This window comes from Lysinibacillus sp. COL-1, assembly GCF_059814265.1.
In genome coordinates, this window is sequence record NZ_JCAWSJ010000003.1 from 93,607 (window position 1) to 108,144 (window position 14,538).

General features: G+C 37.2%; 13 protein-coding genes and 2 pseudogenes. 8 read left to right on the top strand and 7 right to left on the bottom strand.

Features of this window, described 5'->3' with window-relative positions; translation table 11 throughout:
* Positions 1 to 13: 13 nt before the first annotated feature.
* The gene (locus AC6BKE_RS04820) at positions 14 to 1,174 is read right to left on the bottom strand and encodes an MFS transporter (protein WP_330493705.1); all 1,161 of its coding nucleotides are present in this window, start codon (positions 1,172 to 1,174) and stop codon (positions 14 to 16) included.
* A gap of 295 nt (positions 1,175 to 1,469) precedes the next feature.
* Here AC6BKE_RS04820 and AC6BKE_RS04825 point away from each other — a divergent pair, with 295 nt between their 5' ends.
* Positions 1,470 to 2,051: a TetR/AcrR family transcriptional regulator gene (locus AC6BKE_RS04825; protein WP_499856051.1), complete on the top strand. Its 582-nt coding sequence runs from the start codon at positions 1,470 to 1,472 to the stop codon at positions 2,049 to 2,051.
* 114 nt (positions 2,052 to 2,165) lie between these two features.
* Here the strand turns inward: AC6BKE_RS04825 and AC6BKE_RS04830 are convergent, their stop codons facing one another.
* On the bottom strand, positions 2,166 to 2,555 hold the full coding sequence (locus AC6BKE_RS04830; RefSeq protein ID WP_499856053.1) for a RidA family protein: 390 nt from the start codon (positions 2,553 to 2,555) through the stop codon (positions 2,166 to 2,168).
* 442 nt (positions 2,556 to 2,997) lie between these two features.
* On the opposite strand from AC6BKE_RS04830, the gene AC6BKE_RS04835 reads away from it, so the two are divergent.
* Entirely contained in the window at positions 2,998 to 4,041 is a 1,044-nt protein-coding gene (locus AC6BKE_RS04835; RefSeq protein WP_058845249.1) for an AI-2E family transporter, read from the top strand.
* Between the two features lie 73 nt (positions 4,042 to 4,114).
* Positions 4,115 to 4,639, top strand: a pseudogene (locus AC6BKE_RS04840) (GNAT family N-acetyltransferase).
* Between the two features lie 30 nt (positions 4,640 to 4,669).
* On the opposite strand, the gene AC6BKE_RS04845 reads toward AC6BKE_RS04840, so the two are convergent.
* The gene (locus AC6BKE_RS04845; RefSeq protein ID WP_058845250.1) at positions 4,670 to 6,013 is read right to left on the bottom strand and encodes an MATE family efflux transporter; all 1,344 of its coding nucleotides are present in this window, start codon (positions 6,011 to 6,013) and stop codon (positions 4,670 to 4,672) included.
* Complete coding sequence (locus AC6BKE_RS04850) at positions 6,000 to 6,467, bottom strand: GNAT family N-acetyltransferase (protein ID WP_036128746.1); 468 nt, start codon at positions 6,465 to 6,467, stop codon at positions 6,000 to 6,002. The genes AC6BKE_RS04845 and AC6BKE_RS04850 overlap by 14 nt, the downstream gene beginning before the upstream one ends.
* 86 nt (positions 6,468 to 6,553) lie before the next feature.
* Here AC6BKE_RS04850 and AC6BKE_RS04855 point away from each other — a divergent pair, with 86 nt between their 5' ends.
* The 3 genes and pseudogenes from AC6BKE_RS04855 (at position 6,554) to AC6BKE_RS04865 (ending at position 10,047) form a co-directional block, all read left to right on the top strand.
* Complete coding sequence (locus AC6BKE_RS04855; protein WP_036128745.1) at positions 6,554 to 7,384, top strand: MerR family transcriptional regulator; 831 nt, start codon at positions 6,554 to 6,556, stop codon at positions 7,382 to 7,384.
* Positions 7,385 to 7,568: 184 nt separating this feature from the next.
* Complete coding sequence (locus AC6BKE_RS04860; RefSeq protein WP_499856057.1) at positions 7,569 to 8,870, top strand: SMI1/KNR4 family protein; 1,302 nt, start codon at positions 7,569 to 7,571, stop codon at positions 8,868 to 8,870.
* A gap of 1 nt (position 8,871) precedes the next feature.
* A pseudogene (locus AC6BKE_RS04865) lies at positions 8,872 to 10,047 on the top strand (DUF4272 domain-containing protein).
* A 49-nt stretch (positions 10,048 to 10,096) separates the two neighbouring features.
* Here the strand turns inward: AC6BKE_RS04865 and AC6BKE_RS04870 are convergent.
* From AC6BKE_RS04870 to AC6BKE_RS04880, 3 genes are all read right to left on the bottom strand, one after another.
* Entirely contained in the window at positions 10,097 to 11,515 is a 1,419-nt protein-coding gene (locus tag AC6BKE_RS04870) for an erythromycin esterase family protein (RefSeq protein ID WP_499856059.1), read from the bottom strand.
* A gap of 143 nt (positions 11,516 to 11,658) precedes the next feature.
* Complete coding sequence (locus AC6BKE_RS04875; protein ID WP_036128737.1) at positions 11,659 to 12,012, bottom strand: hypothetical protein; 354 nt, start codon at positions 12,010 to 12,012, stop codon at positions 11,659 to 11,661.
* Between the two features lie 22 nt (positions 12,013 to 12,034).
* On the bottom strand, positions 12,035 to 12,718 hold the full coding sequence (locus tag AC6BKE_RS04880) for a DUF2225 domain-containing protein (protein WP_036128736.1): 684 nt from the start codon (positions 12,716 to 12,718) through the stop codon (positions 12,035 to 12,037).
* 336 nt (positions 12,719 to 13,054) lie between these two features.
* Here AC6BKE_RS04880 and AC6BKE_RS04885 point away from each other — a divergent pair, with 336 nt between their 5' ends.
* On the top strand, positions 13,055 to 13,828 hold the full coding sequence (locus AC6BKE_RS04885) for a Cof-type HAD-IIB family hydrolase (protein ID WP_499856062.1): 774 nt from the start codon (positions 13,055 to 13,057) through the stop codon (positions 13,826 to 13,828).
* 100 nt (positions 13,829 to 13,928) lie between these two features.
* Entirely contained in the window at positions 13,929 to 14,525 is a 597-nt protein-coding gene (locus AC6BKE_RS04890; protein WP_036128732.1) for a DedA family protein, read from the top strand.
* Positions 14,526 to 14,538: the final 13 nt, after the last annotated feature.

Sequence of the window (14,538 nt, forward strand, 5' to 3'; positions counted from 1 at the left end):
CTCCTAAGTTAAATCAATATTTTGTGAATCGTCTAGTCATTACCCAAAAAATAAGGGCAATTGTACTGATAGAAGCTCCAAGTAAGCAAACCCCTTCCCAGCCAAAGTGTGCATATGTCTGTGTAGAAGCGATTGAACCGCCAGCGCTGCCGATGGAGTAGAACACCATGTAACCAGCGGTAAGTCGACTTCGCGCTTCTGCACGCAATGGAAGAATCATCGTCTGATTAGTGACATGAATTGCCTGTACGGCCAAATCCAGCAAGATAATACCAACAACTAATGCAAATAACGACTTTTCTAGATAATTTATAAACAACCATGAAATGAGTAGTAGCACTAAAGCAATCCCTGTTGTTTTTTGTCCATAACCCCGGTCAGCAAATTTCCCTGCCTGTGCGGCAGCTAATGCACCAGCCACTCCAATAAGACCAAAAGCACCAATGACACTGTGTGACAGTGTTAACGGTGGGGCACTAAGTGGCAGAACAAGTGGCGTCCATAAAATACTGAAATCAGCAAAAATTAGCATGGCTAGAACCGAGCGGATACGTAAAGTTCTTTCTTGAATGAACAACATAAATACGGATTTAATTAGCTGAAAGTAGGATAGGGCTTTTACTTCACGCTCCACTTTAGGTAACACTTTTAGAAATATACAGACCATTAAAAACATAAGAGTGGCAGAGACTAGATAAACGGACCGCCAGCCAGCAAGATCAGTTAAGAGACCAGCGAAGGTCCGAGCGAGCAGTATGCCAATGACGATTCCGCTCGTGACAATGCCAACAACACGACCTCGTTCTGTAGGGGAAGCCATAGTAGCCGCAAATGCCACAAGTGTCTGCGTCACAACTGCAAGTAGACCTACCAAAGCCATACCTGTGAAAAGTACTGCGCTATAGGAGGCAGTGCCTACTATAACCAAAGCCGTTATGGACAGTAGCATCTGTCCAATAATCAATCGGCGCTGATTGAGTAAATCCCCTAGAGGCACTAAGAGTAATAAACCTAAGCCATAAAAGATTTGCGTGATGGTAATAACAACACCAATAATCGAGTGATCAATAGTAAACTCATTTGACAATTGATCGAGCAGCGGCTGTGCAAAATAAATATTGGCTACAGACATTCCACAGGCTGTTGCGAATAATAATGTTATAGCTCGAGACATGGAAGACTGTTGATTTATAGTAGGCGCATCGTTTTCTCGCTTCAGATCATTGTCCACACGATATCCTCCATTCATAATTGAATTGTCATTATAACTTACCGTTCGGTATGAAATAATTATTGGTAAATATATCTTAGTTTTATTTGCTGTGTCAATGTATTTTTTGAATTTATTTTTATAAATAAAACGGAAATTGACAATATAAAGAGCAGGTTATACAATTATTACATACTGTTTGGTATTTAAATTGTAGTGACCAGCTTATTAATCCTTACATAAAGGAGGTGGGTTTTTTATGGCAAGAACCCGTGAATTTGATGAAGAAAAAGTATTAGAGGCTGCCATGCAGTTATTTTGGGAGAAGGGATATGAAGCTACTTCTTTAAGTGATCTCACTGCTAGAATGGGCATTCAACGTCCTAGTATTTATTCAACCTTTGGTGACAAAAAAGAGCTTTTCGAAGCAGCACTTCGAAGATATACGACATCTCGTGCAGCTGATATACGAGCAAGACTCCAAAGCCATACGTCTGTAAAGCAGGCATTTGCTACCTTTTTTGAAGAAGTGATTGCAGCTGAATATACGAAAGATCTTAGTAACGGCTGTTTTTGTATCAATACAATGGTTGAATTAGCTCCTCATGACGAGAGATTTGAAATTTTAACGAGAGAGCATCAACTTTATTTAGCTGTTATTTTTCAGGAGACGATTGAGCGAGGAATCCAATCAGGCGAGTTAGATGCTGACACGGATGCGAAATCTTTAGCACAAGCACTACTTGTGGCACTAATCGGATTAACGGTCATGCTGAAATCACAGCCGCAAAAAGCCTTTGTTGATAATGCAATTGCAACAACGCTCACATTACTTAAATAATACTTTACTATCTATGTAAAAGTAGATGAAACTGTACCCCTTTAGAAGGGTTAAAGGGGTACTAGAAAAATACATAATTACAGCACATCTTGATTATATATAACATAGTATGATTTATAATTCCTTACAAGCCCATGCGTCTATCTCAACCTTTAAGGCAGGAGTAGCGAGTGCAACCACATATATCAATGTTGTGCATGGAAGATGTCCCCCAAAAAAGTTATTGATGATTTGCTGTCGTTGACTTGCATCCATTTCTCCTACCAAATAGAAAACGATCTTCGTCAGATCTTGAACCTCCATATTGGCGCTTTCTAAATTTTTTTTTATATTTTCTAGTGCTACATTCAATTGTACTGCTGCATCTTCAGGGATAGTCCCATCTGCCATCATACCGATTTGACCTGATAGGGTTAACCACCTATGGGGGCCAGTGACTTCAATTTGATGTACATAAGGAGCAACAGGTGGGTGAATGTTCTCAGGATTCCTCGCAATTTTCATAGAATCAGTCCTTGTCTATTTTTAATTTGTTTCTGTAATCAAAATAGCATAATGTACCATCTGATAAAAGTTCTATGCAAATACCATTATAAAAGAACTTTCAAATTGGATATGCTGGTTTTATAGGGTTATAATAGATTCATAGAATTTAGGCTTATACGCTGATAAAGCTTTCAAAAAGGATAAAAGTATTGATTTTTTAATTTGACAAGACATACAATTCACTTCACCCACGCCTAAGGTTTTATACAGACACTTCTAAAGAAACATGAATTTCGTCTTATTTTGAAGGTAGATGGCTATACTCATTAAATGAGAGGGAAATTTTTACATAAGAATGATGCGTATTGTTGTAAATCAATTTTATACTGCTTATGTTTAGTTGATAGTGTAGCCCTAGGTAGCAGAGGCAGCGAGGCCGTTTTGTAGAAGGAGTGAATAAATGAGTAATTTCTTTCGGAGTAATGGATTTAAACGTATTATTCTTCTAGTTGGGATTGCAGTTGCATTGTATTTAATGCGTAGTATGATCAACTTAATTTTGCTGACGTTTATTATTACCTATTTGATGAATCAGCTTACTACGAAGACAACGAAAAGCATAAGAAAATATACACCGATGAATGAAAAGGCTGTTACAGTAACATTGTACCTTTTACTTGTCGCAGGTATTGTTGCGGTAATTTACAAGTATTTGCCGATTGTAACCCAGCAAATTACCCAGCTTTTCGATCTTATTGCCAGCTTTAATCTCGATCCAGATGACAATGAGATTGCCAGATATTTAGCGCCAACTTTTGAGAAAATCGAACTTGGAAAATATTTAGAGCAGGGTGTGGATTTAACTCTTAAAAATATTACGAATATTGGTAAAATCATTATGCAAATTTTGATTTCTCTAATATTGAGCTTGTTCATCTTGTTGGAAAAGAAACGCATTATTGAGTTTACAGCCAAGTTTAAGGATAGTAAAGTTGGACCACTTTATGATGAACTTCATTATTTTTCAAGAATTTTCATCCGCTCATTTGGTAAAGTAATTGAGGCTCAATTTATTATTGCTGCTGTCAACTGTGTGTTATCAGTGATTGCCCTTTCTATAATGGGCTTTCCACATCTGATTGCTCTTGGGATTATGCTCTTTATTTTAGGTTTAGTGCCAGTCGCAGGAGTTATTATTTCACTAATTCCACTAAGTATTATCGCATATAGTATCGGTGGCTTAATGTACATTGTCTATATTTTAGTCATTGTCATGGTATTACATGCCATTGAAGCTTATTTCTTAAATCCAAAGCTGATGTCCGCAAAGACAGATTTACCGATTTTCTATACGTTTATGGTCATCCTCTTCTCAGAGCATTTCCTTGGTGTATGGGGGTTAATCATTGGTATTCCGCTGTTTATGTTCCTGCTCGATATTCTAGGTGTAACCTCCTCGGAAGAGCCTGTAAAGAAATCGGTACCAATACCCAATGAAAAGTAAATGGAATAGTTTTGACAAAGGAATCATCTACGTACAAGATGGTTCCTTATTTCATGTGAAAGAGGAGTCTATCATGATAAAAGGTCAAAGAGTCTATTTAAGAGCCATTCGTGAGGATGATATCGATCGTATTGCAAGGTGCTTTCAAAATGAAGAAATCATGTATATGACAGGAACGCGTAACATATTTACAAAAGAACACATTAAAGAGGCGATTCAACGTTTTAAAGAAGATGCCTCGCGCTATGATTTTGCTATTTGTTCAATTGACAACGATCAAGTAATTGGCGATTATCGAGATCGACTTAACTAATAAAAAAGCAATGTTTCATTATAGCCTTACATAGTATCGAGGAGTGCGGTAGAGGATATGGCTCTGAAGCCGTACAACTTGCTCAAAAATTTATATTTGAGGAGCTAAACCTGAACCGCTTAGAATTACAGGTGTATTTCCATAATAGTAGAGCCATTAAATCCTATGAGAAGGTCGGTTTCAAATACAGAAGTTATTTTAAGACAGGCTTTGTTTATGAACAATGCATTTTCGGATGGGATTATTATGAGTATGTTGCGTGATGAATATTTGAATAAAAAGTAAGAAAGGGGCCATGATGAGGCCCCTTTCTATTTAAGCATTTTTTAGAGAGGAAATGGTTCTTGGATTTTTTTTAATATACAAGTAAATGAGCAATGCTGTAATGCCCTCTGCTACCGGGAAGGTCCACCAAATGGCCTGAGAGCCAAGTAGTTTGGGTAGTACGATGAGGGTAGGGATAAATAAAATAATACTGCGTAGTAACATAATGGTTGTGGCAATACGAATTTTTTCAATGGATTGAAAAAATTCTGCGAACACCATATTGATTCCTAAAAATACATAGCCAATGGCAAAGTGAACAAAGCCCTGTGCTGCCAAACTACGAATTTCAAAGGAGCTATCTCCAAATAATGCCATTAATTGAGAAGGGAAAAGCATTGCGATAAGTGCCGTCGTTAACCCTAAAATAAATGCAGTAGCTAGCCCTATTTTTAATAATGCTGTTAATCGTTCTAGTAATCTCGCCCCATGGTGATAGCTCACTAATGGTTGTAGTGCCATACCGATGCCAAGGAAAATCGTTAACAATACAGTATGGATATAGTTGACCATTGCATAGGCTGTTACGCCATTTGCCCCTAAGTAGTGCAAGAAGGTAACATTATACAAAATAACGATAACTGCTACGGAAGCTTCAACGATAAAGCTAGGTAGTCCAATAGCAAATATTTTTCTGAGATCTGATAGATTAAAAAATGAAGAGACAAACTTTAACTCAGATTGTGGACGGAAAAAATGAAGACAAAGTACAGACGTACCTATAATAGTGGCGATTGCTGTTGCTAAGGCACAGCCAGTCACACCATAATCTAGTACGAAGATAAAGATATAATTTAAGAGTATATTCAATACTGATGTTGTAATTAAGCCCAGCATAGCAAGCTTTGGGTTACCATCATTTCGAATAAAAATACTTAGTAGATTTTCTAGTGTGTAAAACACGCCAAACAGTAAAATAACATGTAGGTATTCCTGTACATAGGGATACGTATCATCGCTTGCCCCAAATATATAAGAAATATCTTTTAAATTGAATGCAAGGAATCCGATAATCGTTAGCACGACTAGTAACATCATTATAAATGCTAATGTAAAGAGCTGATGGGCTCGTTGCCTATTGCCCTCCCCAAGAGAAATTGAGAAAAGCGTAGCTCCTCCCATACCAATCCATAGAGAAATAGAAAGCAAAATAGAGAAAATGGGAACGGCTATATTAACCCCAGCTAACGCTGTAGGACCCACGCCATGACTAACGAAAATACCATCTACCAAAATATTGACGGACATCAAAAGCATACCGATCATTGCGGGGAATAAGTATGAAAGAAATAATGGTTTCAGTGGTCTTGTTTCAATAGGATTAATGGTTGTCATGTCCATGCACCTCCAACACCATTACTTTTTCCCCTTTGTCATCTAGTTCACCATTAAATATAAAACCAAATCGTTTATACAGCTGAATAGCTACTGCGTTATTGTCATAAACACTTAAATATATTTGTGAACAGTTGAACTTTACTGTTAAGTAATGAATAAGTTGCTGTAAAAAATGTTTACCTAAACCTTGCCCTTGGTATTGTTCATCAATTAGATAGCGATCGAGCCAAACGCGTTGACTGTAATCTTCATGAGGGAATAATCCATACATAGCGAAGCCTATAACAGTGTTATCTTTATACAGACCTAAAGGAGTAAAGCGTCGATCCATTTCTGCCTCTGTTAAGCATTGGTCTGTCGTTTCAATAAAATGTTGCTGATTGTCTGCGATGCGTAAAGCTAAAATTTCTTTCTTGTTGAAAGCTGTAATGTCACGAATCTCCGTGAACATAATGTCAAAACCTTTCTATTTTTATTGTGAATAGGTACAATTTAAAGTATATAGTTACTATATAGTCAAGGGAGGAAGCTCAAAAAATGCTTAATAAAAATGTAAAATATTTTACAACTGGGGAATTTGCTAAAATTTGTAAGGTTAATAAGCAAACACTCATTTATTACGATCAAATTGGATTATTATCTCCCATCATGAAGGATAGTAAAGATTATCGGTATTATTCACTTGCTCAATATGATTTTTTTAGTGTTATTGAGTTATTAAAAGCAGTTGGAATGTCCTTGAAGGATATTCAGCAGTATATGGCAGAGAAATCACCAGAGAATTTTTTAGAATTGATGCATCAACAAAAAGAAATTGTTGCGAAGAAACGTCGAGAGCTCGAAATGATTGAAAATATTATTGATGTCAAAATCAAAACGACTGAGGAAGCTCTACATCTACATTTTGATGACATCACGATTGAGTACTTTCCTGAAGATACATTATACCTAAGTAAAAATATCGAAGATTCTACTGAAGAGCAGTTTGTGAAGGCTGTATCGGATTTTATCGAGGAATTAGATCGCTCTCAATTAGATACAGGTTATCCAATCGGAGGGATTACGAGGAGAGAACAAGTATTAGCTGGCAATTACGATAATTACAGCTATTTATATATTGAGCAGCCTAATCCAAGAGAAGGTCATCCTTACTTTAAAGCAATAGAGGGGGAATTCGTTATTGGTTATCATGTTGGGCCCTCTGCGAAGCTTGGAGAGACCTATACACGTTTATTTAATGTCATGCATGAAAAAGGCTATGAGCTTGGTCAATACGTTTATGAGGAATACGTTTATGATGCTGTTATAAAAAATCGAGAAGAAGAGTATGTGACAAAAATTATGATGGAAGTAAAGAAAGTCAAATAATTCACTGTTACTTACTAAAAAAGACCGTATAGAGTTAAGTAATTTAGCATATTTGAAGGCTTATATATCAGTAAAATAATAGCATTTTTTATTGCGTTGGAAATGAACCTAATCAGTAGATGATTTTCTGACGATAAAAATAAGACGAAAGAAATCATTTTAGCCTATGTGGAGGTGAGCTGCAATGTGGATTGAGCGTTGGCAACATTTAATAAAGCGATTGAAGTGGCAAGGAGCTTATGTACATCCGATTGAAATACGAGCAGTCGCTACTGAACATGATTTACAGCAGGTAGAGGCACGACTTGGCGTACAAATCCCTAATGAGTTCCGTCATCTCTTACTAAATTGCTCGCAGCAAGTAACTATTTATTGGTCTCTCCCTGACGAAGCTATCTTGCCTACAGAATTGCTGGATACGCCTTCTGGAGATTTTGGCTGGAGCTTAAATGATTTGGATTTCCCCTATTTTGGAGGGGATGATGAATTGCATGAACAGCAATACTTACAATTTTTTACGGCAGGTAACGGAGATGCCCTTCTCCTCAAACTTGAGGACGAATCGATTTGGTATTGGAGTCATGAAGAAGATGAATTTAATTTGCTTGCCTTAAGCTTTCCTGCTTATGTCGACATTGCGACCACGCTAGGCTGTATTGGTGTAGACTGTGGACAGCATCAACAATTTTGTAGTGGGGAGGGATTGGATGTTAATCTGACTAGGTCACAAATATGGTTAACGTGGCTGGAACAATATTTAAGCTCTAATTTACAGCAGGCTAAATCAAGCTTAGAATCTTTACTTCATTATGTTTCCATGCATGGCGTAAGAGAAACAAGCATTCAAGAGGCTTTTTGGCAATTTGATAAGGTAAGGATATATGAGGCACTTCAACAAAGAGTTGAACAAGCACAGACTTCAGCACAACAAAAAGCTTGGGGTGAAGTTCTAGTAACGGTGTGTACTGACGAGGCTGAAAGATGGGTAAAGGAACTTTGGCAAGGGAATGCTGAACTTCCAGCCTGGCTACGTGATTATTTAACGGCGCATTGTTTACCAGTAGACGAAGGGCTGGCTCTTATCCTACAGGATATTGAAAAAGATAACATGGATGCCTATACGGCATTACATCGATTACGCCATTTCCAGCACCCAAACATTATTACATGGATGAAGCCCTATGTTGCATTTCCGATCGATGGCTGGGACTCGCTTTTAGCAGTATCACAGCCAAGTGCAGGGACACTATTTGAGTGGTTAGATGGTAGTGAAGTAGAGAGACTGACAGCTATCCGAGCTGTTTGCTATATGATGCAGCAGGGAATCACACCAACAACAATGATAAATGAGGAAGAATGGCGCTCTTTGCTGGCTTATTGGATGGAACATGAGGTATTACGAAAAAATAAACAATTATTTAGCCAAGTACTGAATGGTTTGGAAAATTGGATACTGAAATGCTATATGTTACAAAGGAGAGAGTAGTTTGAATCATTTTACGATATTTGCTTCCAAAAATGATCTAGATGATATGCATGCTAAAATAGCCGACGTATTTGCCAAAGGCTTTGCTATTGAAAAACAAGATAGCGGATATTTATTGAAATCTAAAGGGCTTTTTAAAAAATGTAGATGCTCGATGAACATTTTAACTGAAGATATGAACCCTGATTATTTTGCAAAAAATATCCCTGGGATGATGGGCTATTACGATACTATTCCCTTTAAAGATGAACAGCTAAAAGAACGAGTAATGATTCAAATAGCTGTGCTCAATACAGTCATTGCAATCGAGATGGATAGGGCTATGACAGACGAGCATATGCAGCTATTTACAAGACTACTAACAAGGATAGGCGGTATTGGTTTTCTACCAGACGGTACTTTGCTGGATCAAAACGGTAGCGTGATTGTTTATCCTAACGGGGAATCGGGTCCATCTGACTTTAGACCCCATGCTTGTACAAGAAAAATAAATACGCATGAGGTAGCATCAGCACAGGGAGAAGTGCGAAAAAATAAAACGATCGCTTTTTTAACAGAACGAGAGATTCCTTACGCTGCTTCTCTTCCTCAGCTATCACCATTAGAAAATCTCCACTTTAAAAGTCAAGAGGATATCGCAAGAAGAGCAGTTGCCCTATTGATTGTTATTCAATTCGCCTGTGACGTAGCACAAAATGGCGATATTGAAGGGTCTAGGGAATTCTTTACCGATATGCTACATAAATATAAAGTACAACCATTCTTAACGGAGCAAGAAAGGCTCTTTCTGGGGGCGCAGCATCCTAGTACGCAAGAGGCTGTCAATATTTCATGGCAATATGAAGCCTATTGGACACTCATTTGGGCATTAGGTATGGTGGAAGAGTTAGATTTTCCGGAAGATGTTTGTGATTGTGAATATGCGATTCAAGCTGTTTCAAGCTGCGAAACGTTTGAACAGTTTTACCAACAAACAATTATGCGCAGTAAGGAAGAAATTTTAGACGAGGCTGATAAAATTTATAGATTGCATTGGGCTTGTGTAGATAGTTGAATTAATGGACAGACAGCTCCTTTAGCGTTAAATGAAAGTGTTGTGATGGAAAGGCGTAGAGGCTTATTTTGGATGATTGGGTATCAAGACGAGGAATGGGATACGATATCCATGGATACATAAAGTAATCGCAAACTAGGGAATCTAGTTTGCGATTATTTTATAAGAGAGGTTATTTTACATAATGCGGTTTACTTACTTTATCGATCAAGAGAATACCATCGTATTGATCGCGTGGAACAAAGCTTTCCTGCATAACGCCCCAGCTATAGCCTATGCGAGGCTCAAACATCCATGAGTTGCCTCGCTCATTTTGACGATTGCGCATATCGATGAATGTATATGGTTTATTTTTTGTAGACAGAATATCCTCAATAGATCCCTTGATAGGTGGTAATACAGCCATCGGTTCACCCATATTATTTGCTGTCTCGCCACTTCCCATGTATAGGCCTAGTACATAGCTATATTTCTTGTAGATGTCTGGTAAACGTTCGCCCATTAATTTGACTGGATAAGGGGAACCCATTACATCCGATTGTGCTTTACGAATATGGTCATTATGTGCCCACACGATAAACTTTTCTGTTGGATAAACCTTTTCAGCTAACCAAAGTAAGTTTTCACCCATTGCCTGATCTCGCCATTCCATTGTTTGTAAAAATGACTCTATATTATTTTGTTCAAGGTCAATATTGGCCTGAATAGTTAGTTCAACATATTCATTTGCTAAACGAATACGATCTGCTAAAGTACGCTCCATCAGTTTTACAATGTGGGGTTCATTTGGATATGCTGTTTGCAACTCTTTTTCTTTTAACTGTACTTGTGCCTTTACTTGTTTATACACATTGATAATTGTTGCCTTTTCTTTTTGATAGCCCTTTAAATCTTTTCCTGAGCTCCATTCAGCGAGTTGTTGCTCTGCTTCACTGAATTGTTGAGCTAATTGAGGATTGTGCAGCCAATCTCCATTCGTGAATGCCCCTTGTTGTTGAATATCAAAGCCCGTGAGAACAAGGGGTTGCTTTGTTGTATAAGTTGTTTTGGCGTATTCAAACAGAGGAAGGGTTTCTTTTGTCCACCATACACCGAAAATACCATCCTTCATTGTTTGTAGAGCCGCTTGTTTGTCAATTTTTCCTTGGGCGTTCATCACATTTCCCATGCCACTTTCAAAAGCGAGAACATTATAGCCCATTTCTTGATGTAAAAATTGTATTAAACGTGTTTTAGCTAGATTAAATTGTGCAACACCATGAGAGCTCTCTCCTAAAAAGACAATGCGCTTATCATGTAATAATGGCTTTAGCATCTCTAAATCCTCAAATTCACTAGATGGAATTTTTTGTCCATTAAATGTTTCAGGTTGAATGGAGGACAGGCTATAGGCATGATCGTTTACCCATTTTTTCCAATCTAATAACGTTTCATTAGAAGACCTAACCTGTTTGACTGTTGAATTAAGTTCAATATTGAGCTGTTCTTCATTTGCAGTGACAGCCGCAGAGACACTAGTTACTCCGTTTAGTGTCATTAAACTTGTCAGTGCAATACTTAATAAAACCTTACGTTTCCTATCTTTTTTCATTAATAATCAGCCCTTCTTCTTATATTGATACTTATTATAAGGAGCGAAGTTTAAAGCTTAGGAAGAGTTTGTTTAAATTTTGTTTAAATTTGCCTATATTGGCAAAAAAACATCCCCATTTGTAAAGTGGAGATGTTTTATCATTATTTATAGTGATAGGTGCTTGCTCTAACATGGTTACGTTGAATTTGATTGAACCATGCACGATCCTTTTCTTCTTGCTTTAATGTACCAACAATGGAGGAGGAGCAGCTCACACAAATTTTAGCTTGTGTAATTTGTCCACATCGTTCACAGGGCGCTCCTAAATTAGGGAAAATGGACTTTTTTAACTTTCCTGCTTTTACCCATTTGTAAAGGAGTTCAGGTGACACTCCTGTTAAAGCGACTATCTCATCGTTTGTTAAGTAGCGATTATTTTTTCTTAATAAAAAATGATGTAACTCTGAAAATATGTCCTCTTCTCTCACATCAATTCTTTTATGGAATAGCAACATAACTAGTCCTCTCCTCGTCAAATCAATTAATGATTTCATTAACTGTTATAGGTTGTTCGTCATATTTATAATTTTCCCAACGATTACGCGCAAGCTTTCGATATTTTGGTGATACATTTCGATCGGCAATTAAACGTGAGAATCCTTTTTTAGCTTCTACAATATCACCGAGTCGAAGGCTTAATTCAGCATGTAAAAACTGGATTCTTTCTCCACCCTCCTGATTGGATGCAAAGGATTTACTATAAAAGTCTCTAGCTGCAAAAAGGTAACGCTTTTCGGATTCCTCATCGGTTTTTAAACGATAAAGCCAAGCAATTTTCAAGGCGAAATTCGCCATTAAAAGGGATTCCTCCATGGAAGCACGTGATACCAAATAAGCAAGCTTAAAACTGACAATGGCATCATCGATTGTACGTTCCTGACAAATATCCATCGGCTTCTGGAGCTCTTTAATGTAAATTTCATCAATGAGTTGCATGAAAGGTCCATATGTCCGTGTCATAGACTTATGGTAGGCATAGCCGCAATGGGGACAAACAGCAACCTCATACAGCAAAGGATTTAAGCCATCATAAACAGGCATGAAATCTGTTTGCTCCTCGATGATTTTATATCGATTAGGGCGTACTTTATAAGTTGTAAAATGCTTTTTGCAAAATTTACAATCTACACTACTTTCATAGTAGTAAATGTTAAATGCCATAAGAATCAACTCCTTTGCAGGCTCTAAAATTTTGTTTCTTTTGCTCTATTTATACGTAAATGTTTATCGTTCAATGTATTTAAGTGGATATCTTTTATTTTAACAATTCTGTGTTCTTTGGTATACTCCTTTAGAATTATTAAAATAAAAATATTCATCTGTTTTATAGTTAATTGTCATTAAATCTATGCTTGTAATAGTATTTATCGGTGCTGTTAATGTAAGTTATAGAGTTTGCTGAAAGTTTGTCAAAATACTTTCATACTTTTCATTAAGTATAAGGAATGAATTAAATGTTTGTGATTCTAAAGTACTGTTTTATAAAGGCGGCTTAAGATGAATTATAATATCATATTTTTTGATGTGGATGGAACACTGATTAATTACGAGGATGGCTGTGTGGAAGAAAGCACAAAGCAGGCCATTCAACTTTTGCAGGAGAGAGGAATTCACCTTGTAGCGGCTACAGGAAGACCTTTATCGATGTATCAGGAGATACAAGCGCTGGGGATTGAAACCTTTATTACAGCAAATGGGGCATATGTGAAACACAAGGATTTAATCATACATAAAACACCTATTGCTAAAGATATTGTTCAAAATGTACAAGCTTTTGCACGTGAACAGCAGCATAGCCTCACATTTTTTACAGAGCAACTATCGATGAATGGCATCCAGCATCCAGCTGCTTTCAATGCGATGCAGGCAACTCTATCTTTACGAAATTTTCCGGTTGTGAATGAAAAAATTGTGGATGAAGAAGTTTTTCTCATGTGTCTATATGCAGATGAGGAGGCTGAAAAAAGATATGCTAGCCAATTTCCGCATATATTTTGGCAGCGATGGCATCCTTATATTGTGAATGTATTACAGCAGGATGTTGCCAAATCGATAGCTGTTGAAGCGGTACTAGACCATTTTAACATTGATCCTGAGAATGCTATTGCTTTTGGAGATGGGGATAATGATATTGATATGTTAGAGCATGTAGGGCTAGGTATTGCTATGGGAAATGGTAGTGCAGCTCTAAAAGCAGTTGCGAATTTTGTTACAAAGAGTTCCACTGAAGGTGGTATTGACTTTGCTTTACGGCAGTTTCAAATGATATAAAGCTGCTGAAGGTCTTAAAGTCGATGCCTCAGGTTCTCTTAGATCTATTGAAGGAACTTGTTAATCAATGCGTTTTAATAAATTTTGGGTGGGATGTTATATGGCACATCATGTGCAATCTCTAATTGAACATTACGGGTATTTGGGTATTATCGTGATCCTAATTGGAGGCATTGTTGGGTTGCCACTTCCTGATGAGGTCTTTCTAACATATGTTGGCTACAGCGTTTATATAGAAAGCCTTGAACACATTCCCGCTTTAGTAAGTGCAATGATTGGTGCAGTTGGCGGTATTACCTTAAGCTACTATATCGGCTATCGTTTTGGCTTACCATTATTGCAGAAATATGGACCCAAAATTCATATTACGGAGCAAAAAATTGATTTTACAAAACAACTGTTTACTAAAATTGGGCCAACTTTATTATTAATAGGCTATTTTATACCTGGTGTACGGCATCTGACAGCCTATATTGCGGCAATTAATAATTATCCATATAGAAAGTTTGCTTTTTTTGCCTATACAGGGGCATTTATCTGGACTTTCACATTTATAACGTTAGGGAGGATGCTTGGGGAGAAGTGGCGGTTTGTTGGTTATTATTTATCCCATTATAGTATTTATCTTATCCTATTGTTTGGCCTCGTAATGCTCATCGTTTACTATCTATTCAAAAAAAGAAATATACGAAAATAAAGGTCTGTATGAT

Coding starts and splice junctions, on each gene's coding strand:
- AC6BKE_RS04835 (WP_058845249.1), top strand. CDS start 2,998: ATGAGTAATTTCTTTCGGAGTAATGGATTTAAACGTATTATTCTTCTA.
- AC6BKE_RS04825 (WP_499856051.1), top strand. CDS start 1,470: ATGGCAAGAACCCGTGAATTTGATGAAGAAAAAGTATTAGAGGCTGCC.
- AC6BKE_RS04890 (WP_036128732.1), top strand. CDS start 13,929: ATGGCACATCATGTGCAATCTCTAATTGAACATTACGGGTATTTGGGT.
- AC6BKE_RS04820 (WP_330493705.1), bottom strand. CDS start 1,174: ATGTCTCGAGCTATAACATTATTATTCGCAACAGCCTGTGGAATGTCT.
- AC6BKE_RS04885 (WP_499856062.1), top strand. CDS start 13,055: ATGAATTATAATATCATATTTTTTGATGTGGATGGAACACTGATTAAT.
- AC6BKE_RS04860 (WP_499856057.1), top strand. CDS start 7,569: ATGTGGATTGAGCGTTGGCAACATTTAATAAAGCGATTGAAGTGGCAA.
- AC6BKE_RS04855 (WP_036128745.1), top strand. CDS start 6,554: ATGCTTAATAAAAATGTAAAATATTTTACAACTGGGGAATTTGCTAAA.
- AC6BKE_RS04875 (WP_036128737.1), bottom strand. CDS start 12,012: ATGTTGCTATTCCATAAAAGAATTGATGTGAGAGAAGAGGACATATTT.
- AC6BKE_RS04850 (WP_036128746.1), bottom strand. CDS start 6,467: ATGTTCACGGAGATTCGTGACATTACAGCTTTCAACAAGAAAGAAATT.
- AC6BKE_RS04880 (WP_036128736.1), bottom strand. CDS start 12,718: ATGGCATTTAACATTTACTACTATGAAAGTAGTGTAGATTGTAAATTT.
- AC6BKE_RS04870 (WP_499856059.1), bottom strand. CDS start 11,515: ATGAAAAAAGATAGGAAACGTAAGGTTTTATTAAGTATTGCACTGACA.
- AC6BKE_RS04830 (WP_499856053.1), bottom strand. CDS start 2,555: ATGAAAATTGCGAGGAATCCTGAGAACATTCACCCACCTGTTGCTCCT.
- AC6BKE_RS04845 (WP_058845250.1), bottom strand. CDS start 6,013: ATGACAACCATTAATCCTATTGAAACAAGACCACTGAAACCATTATTT.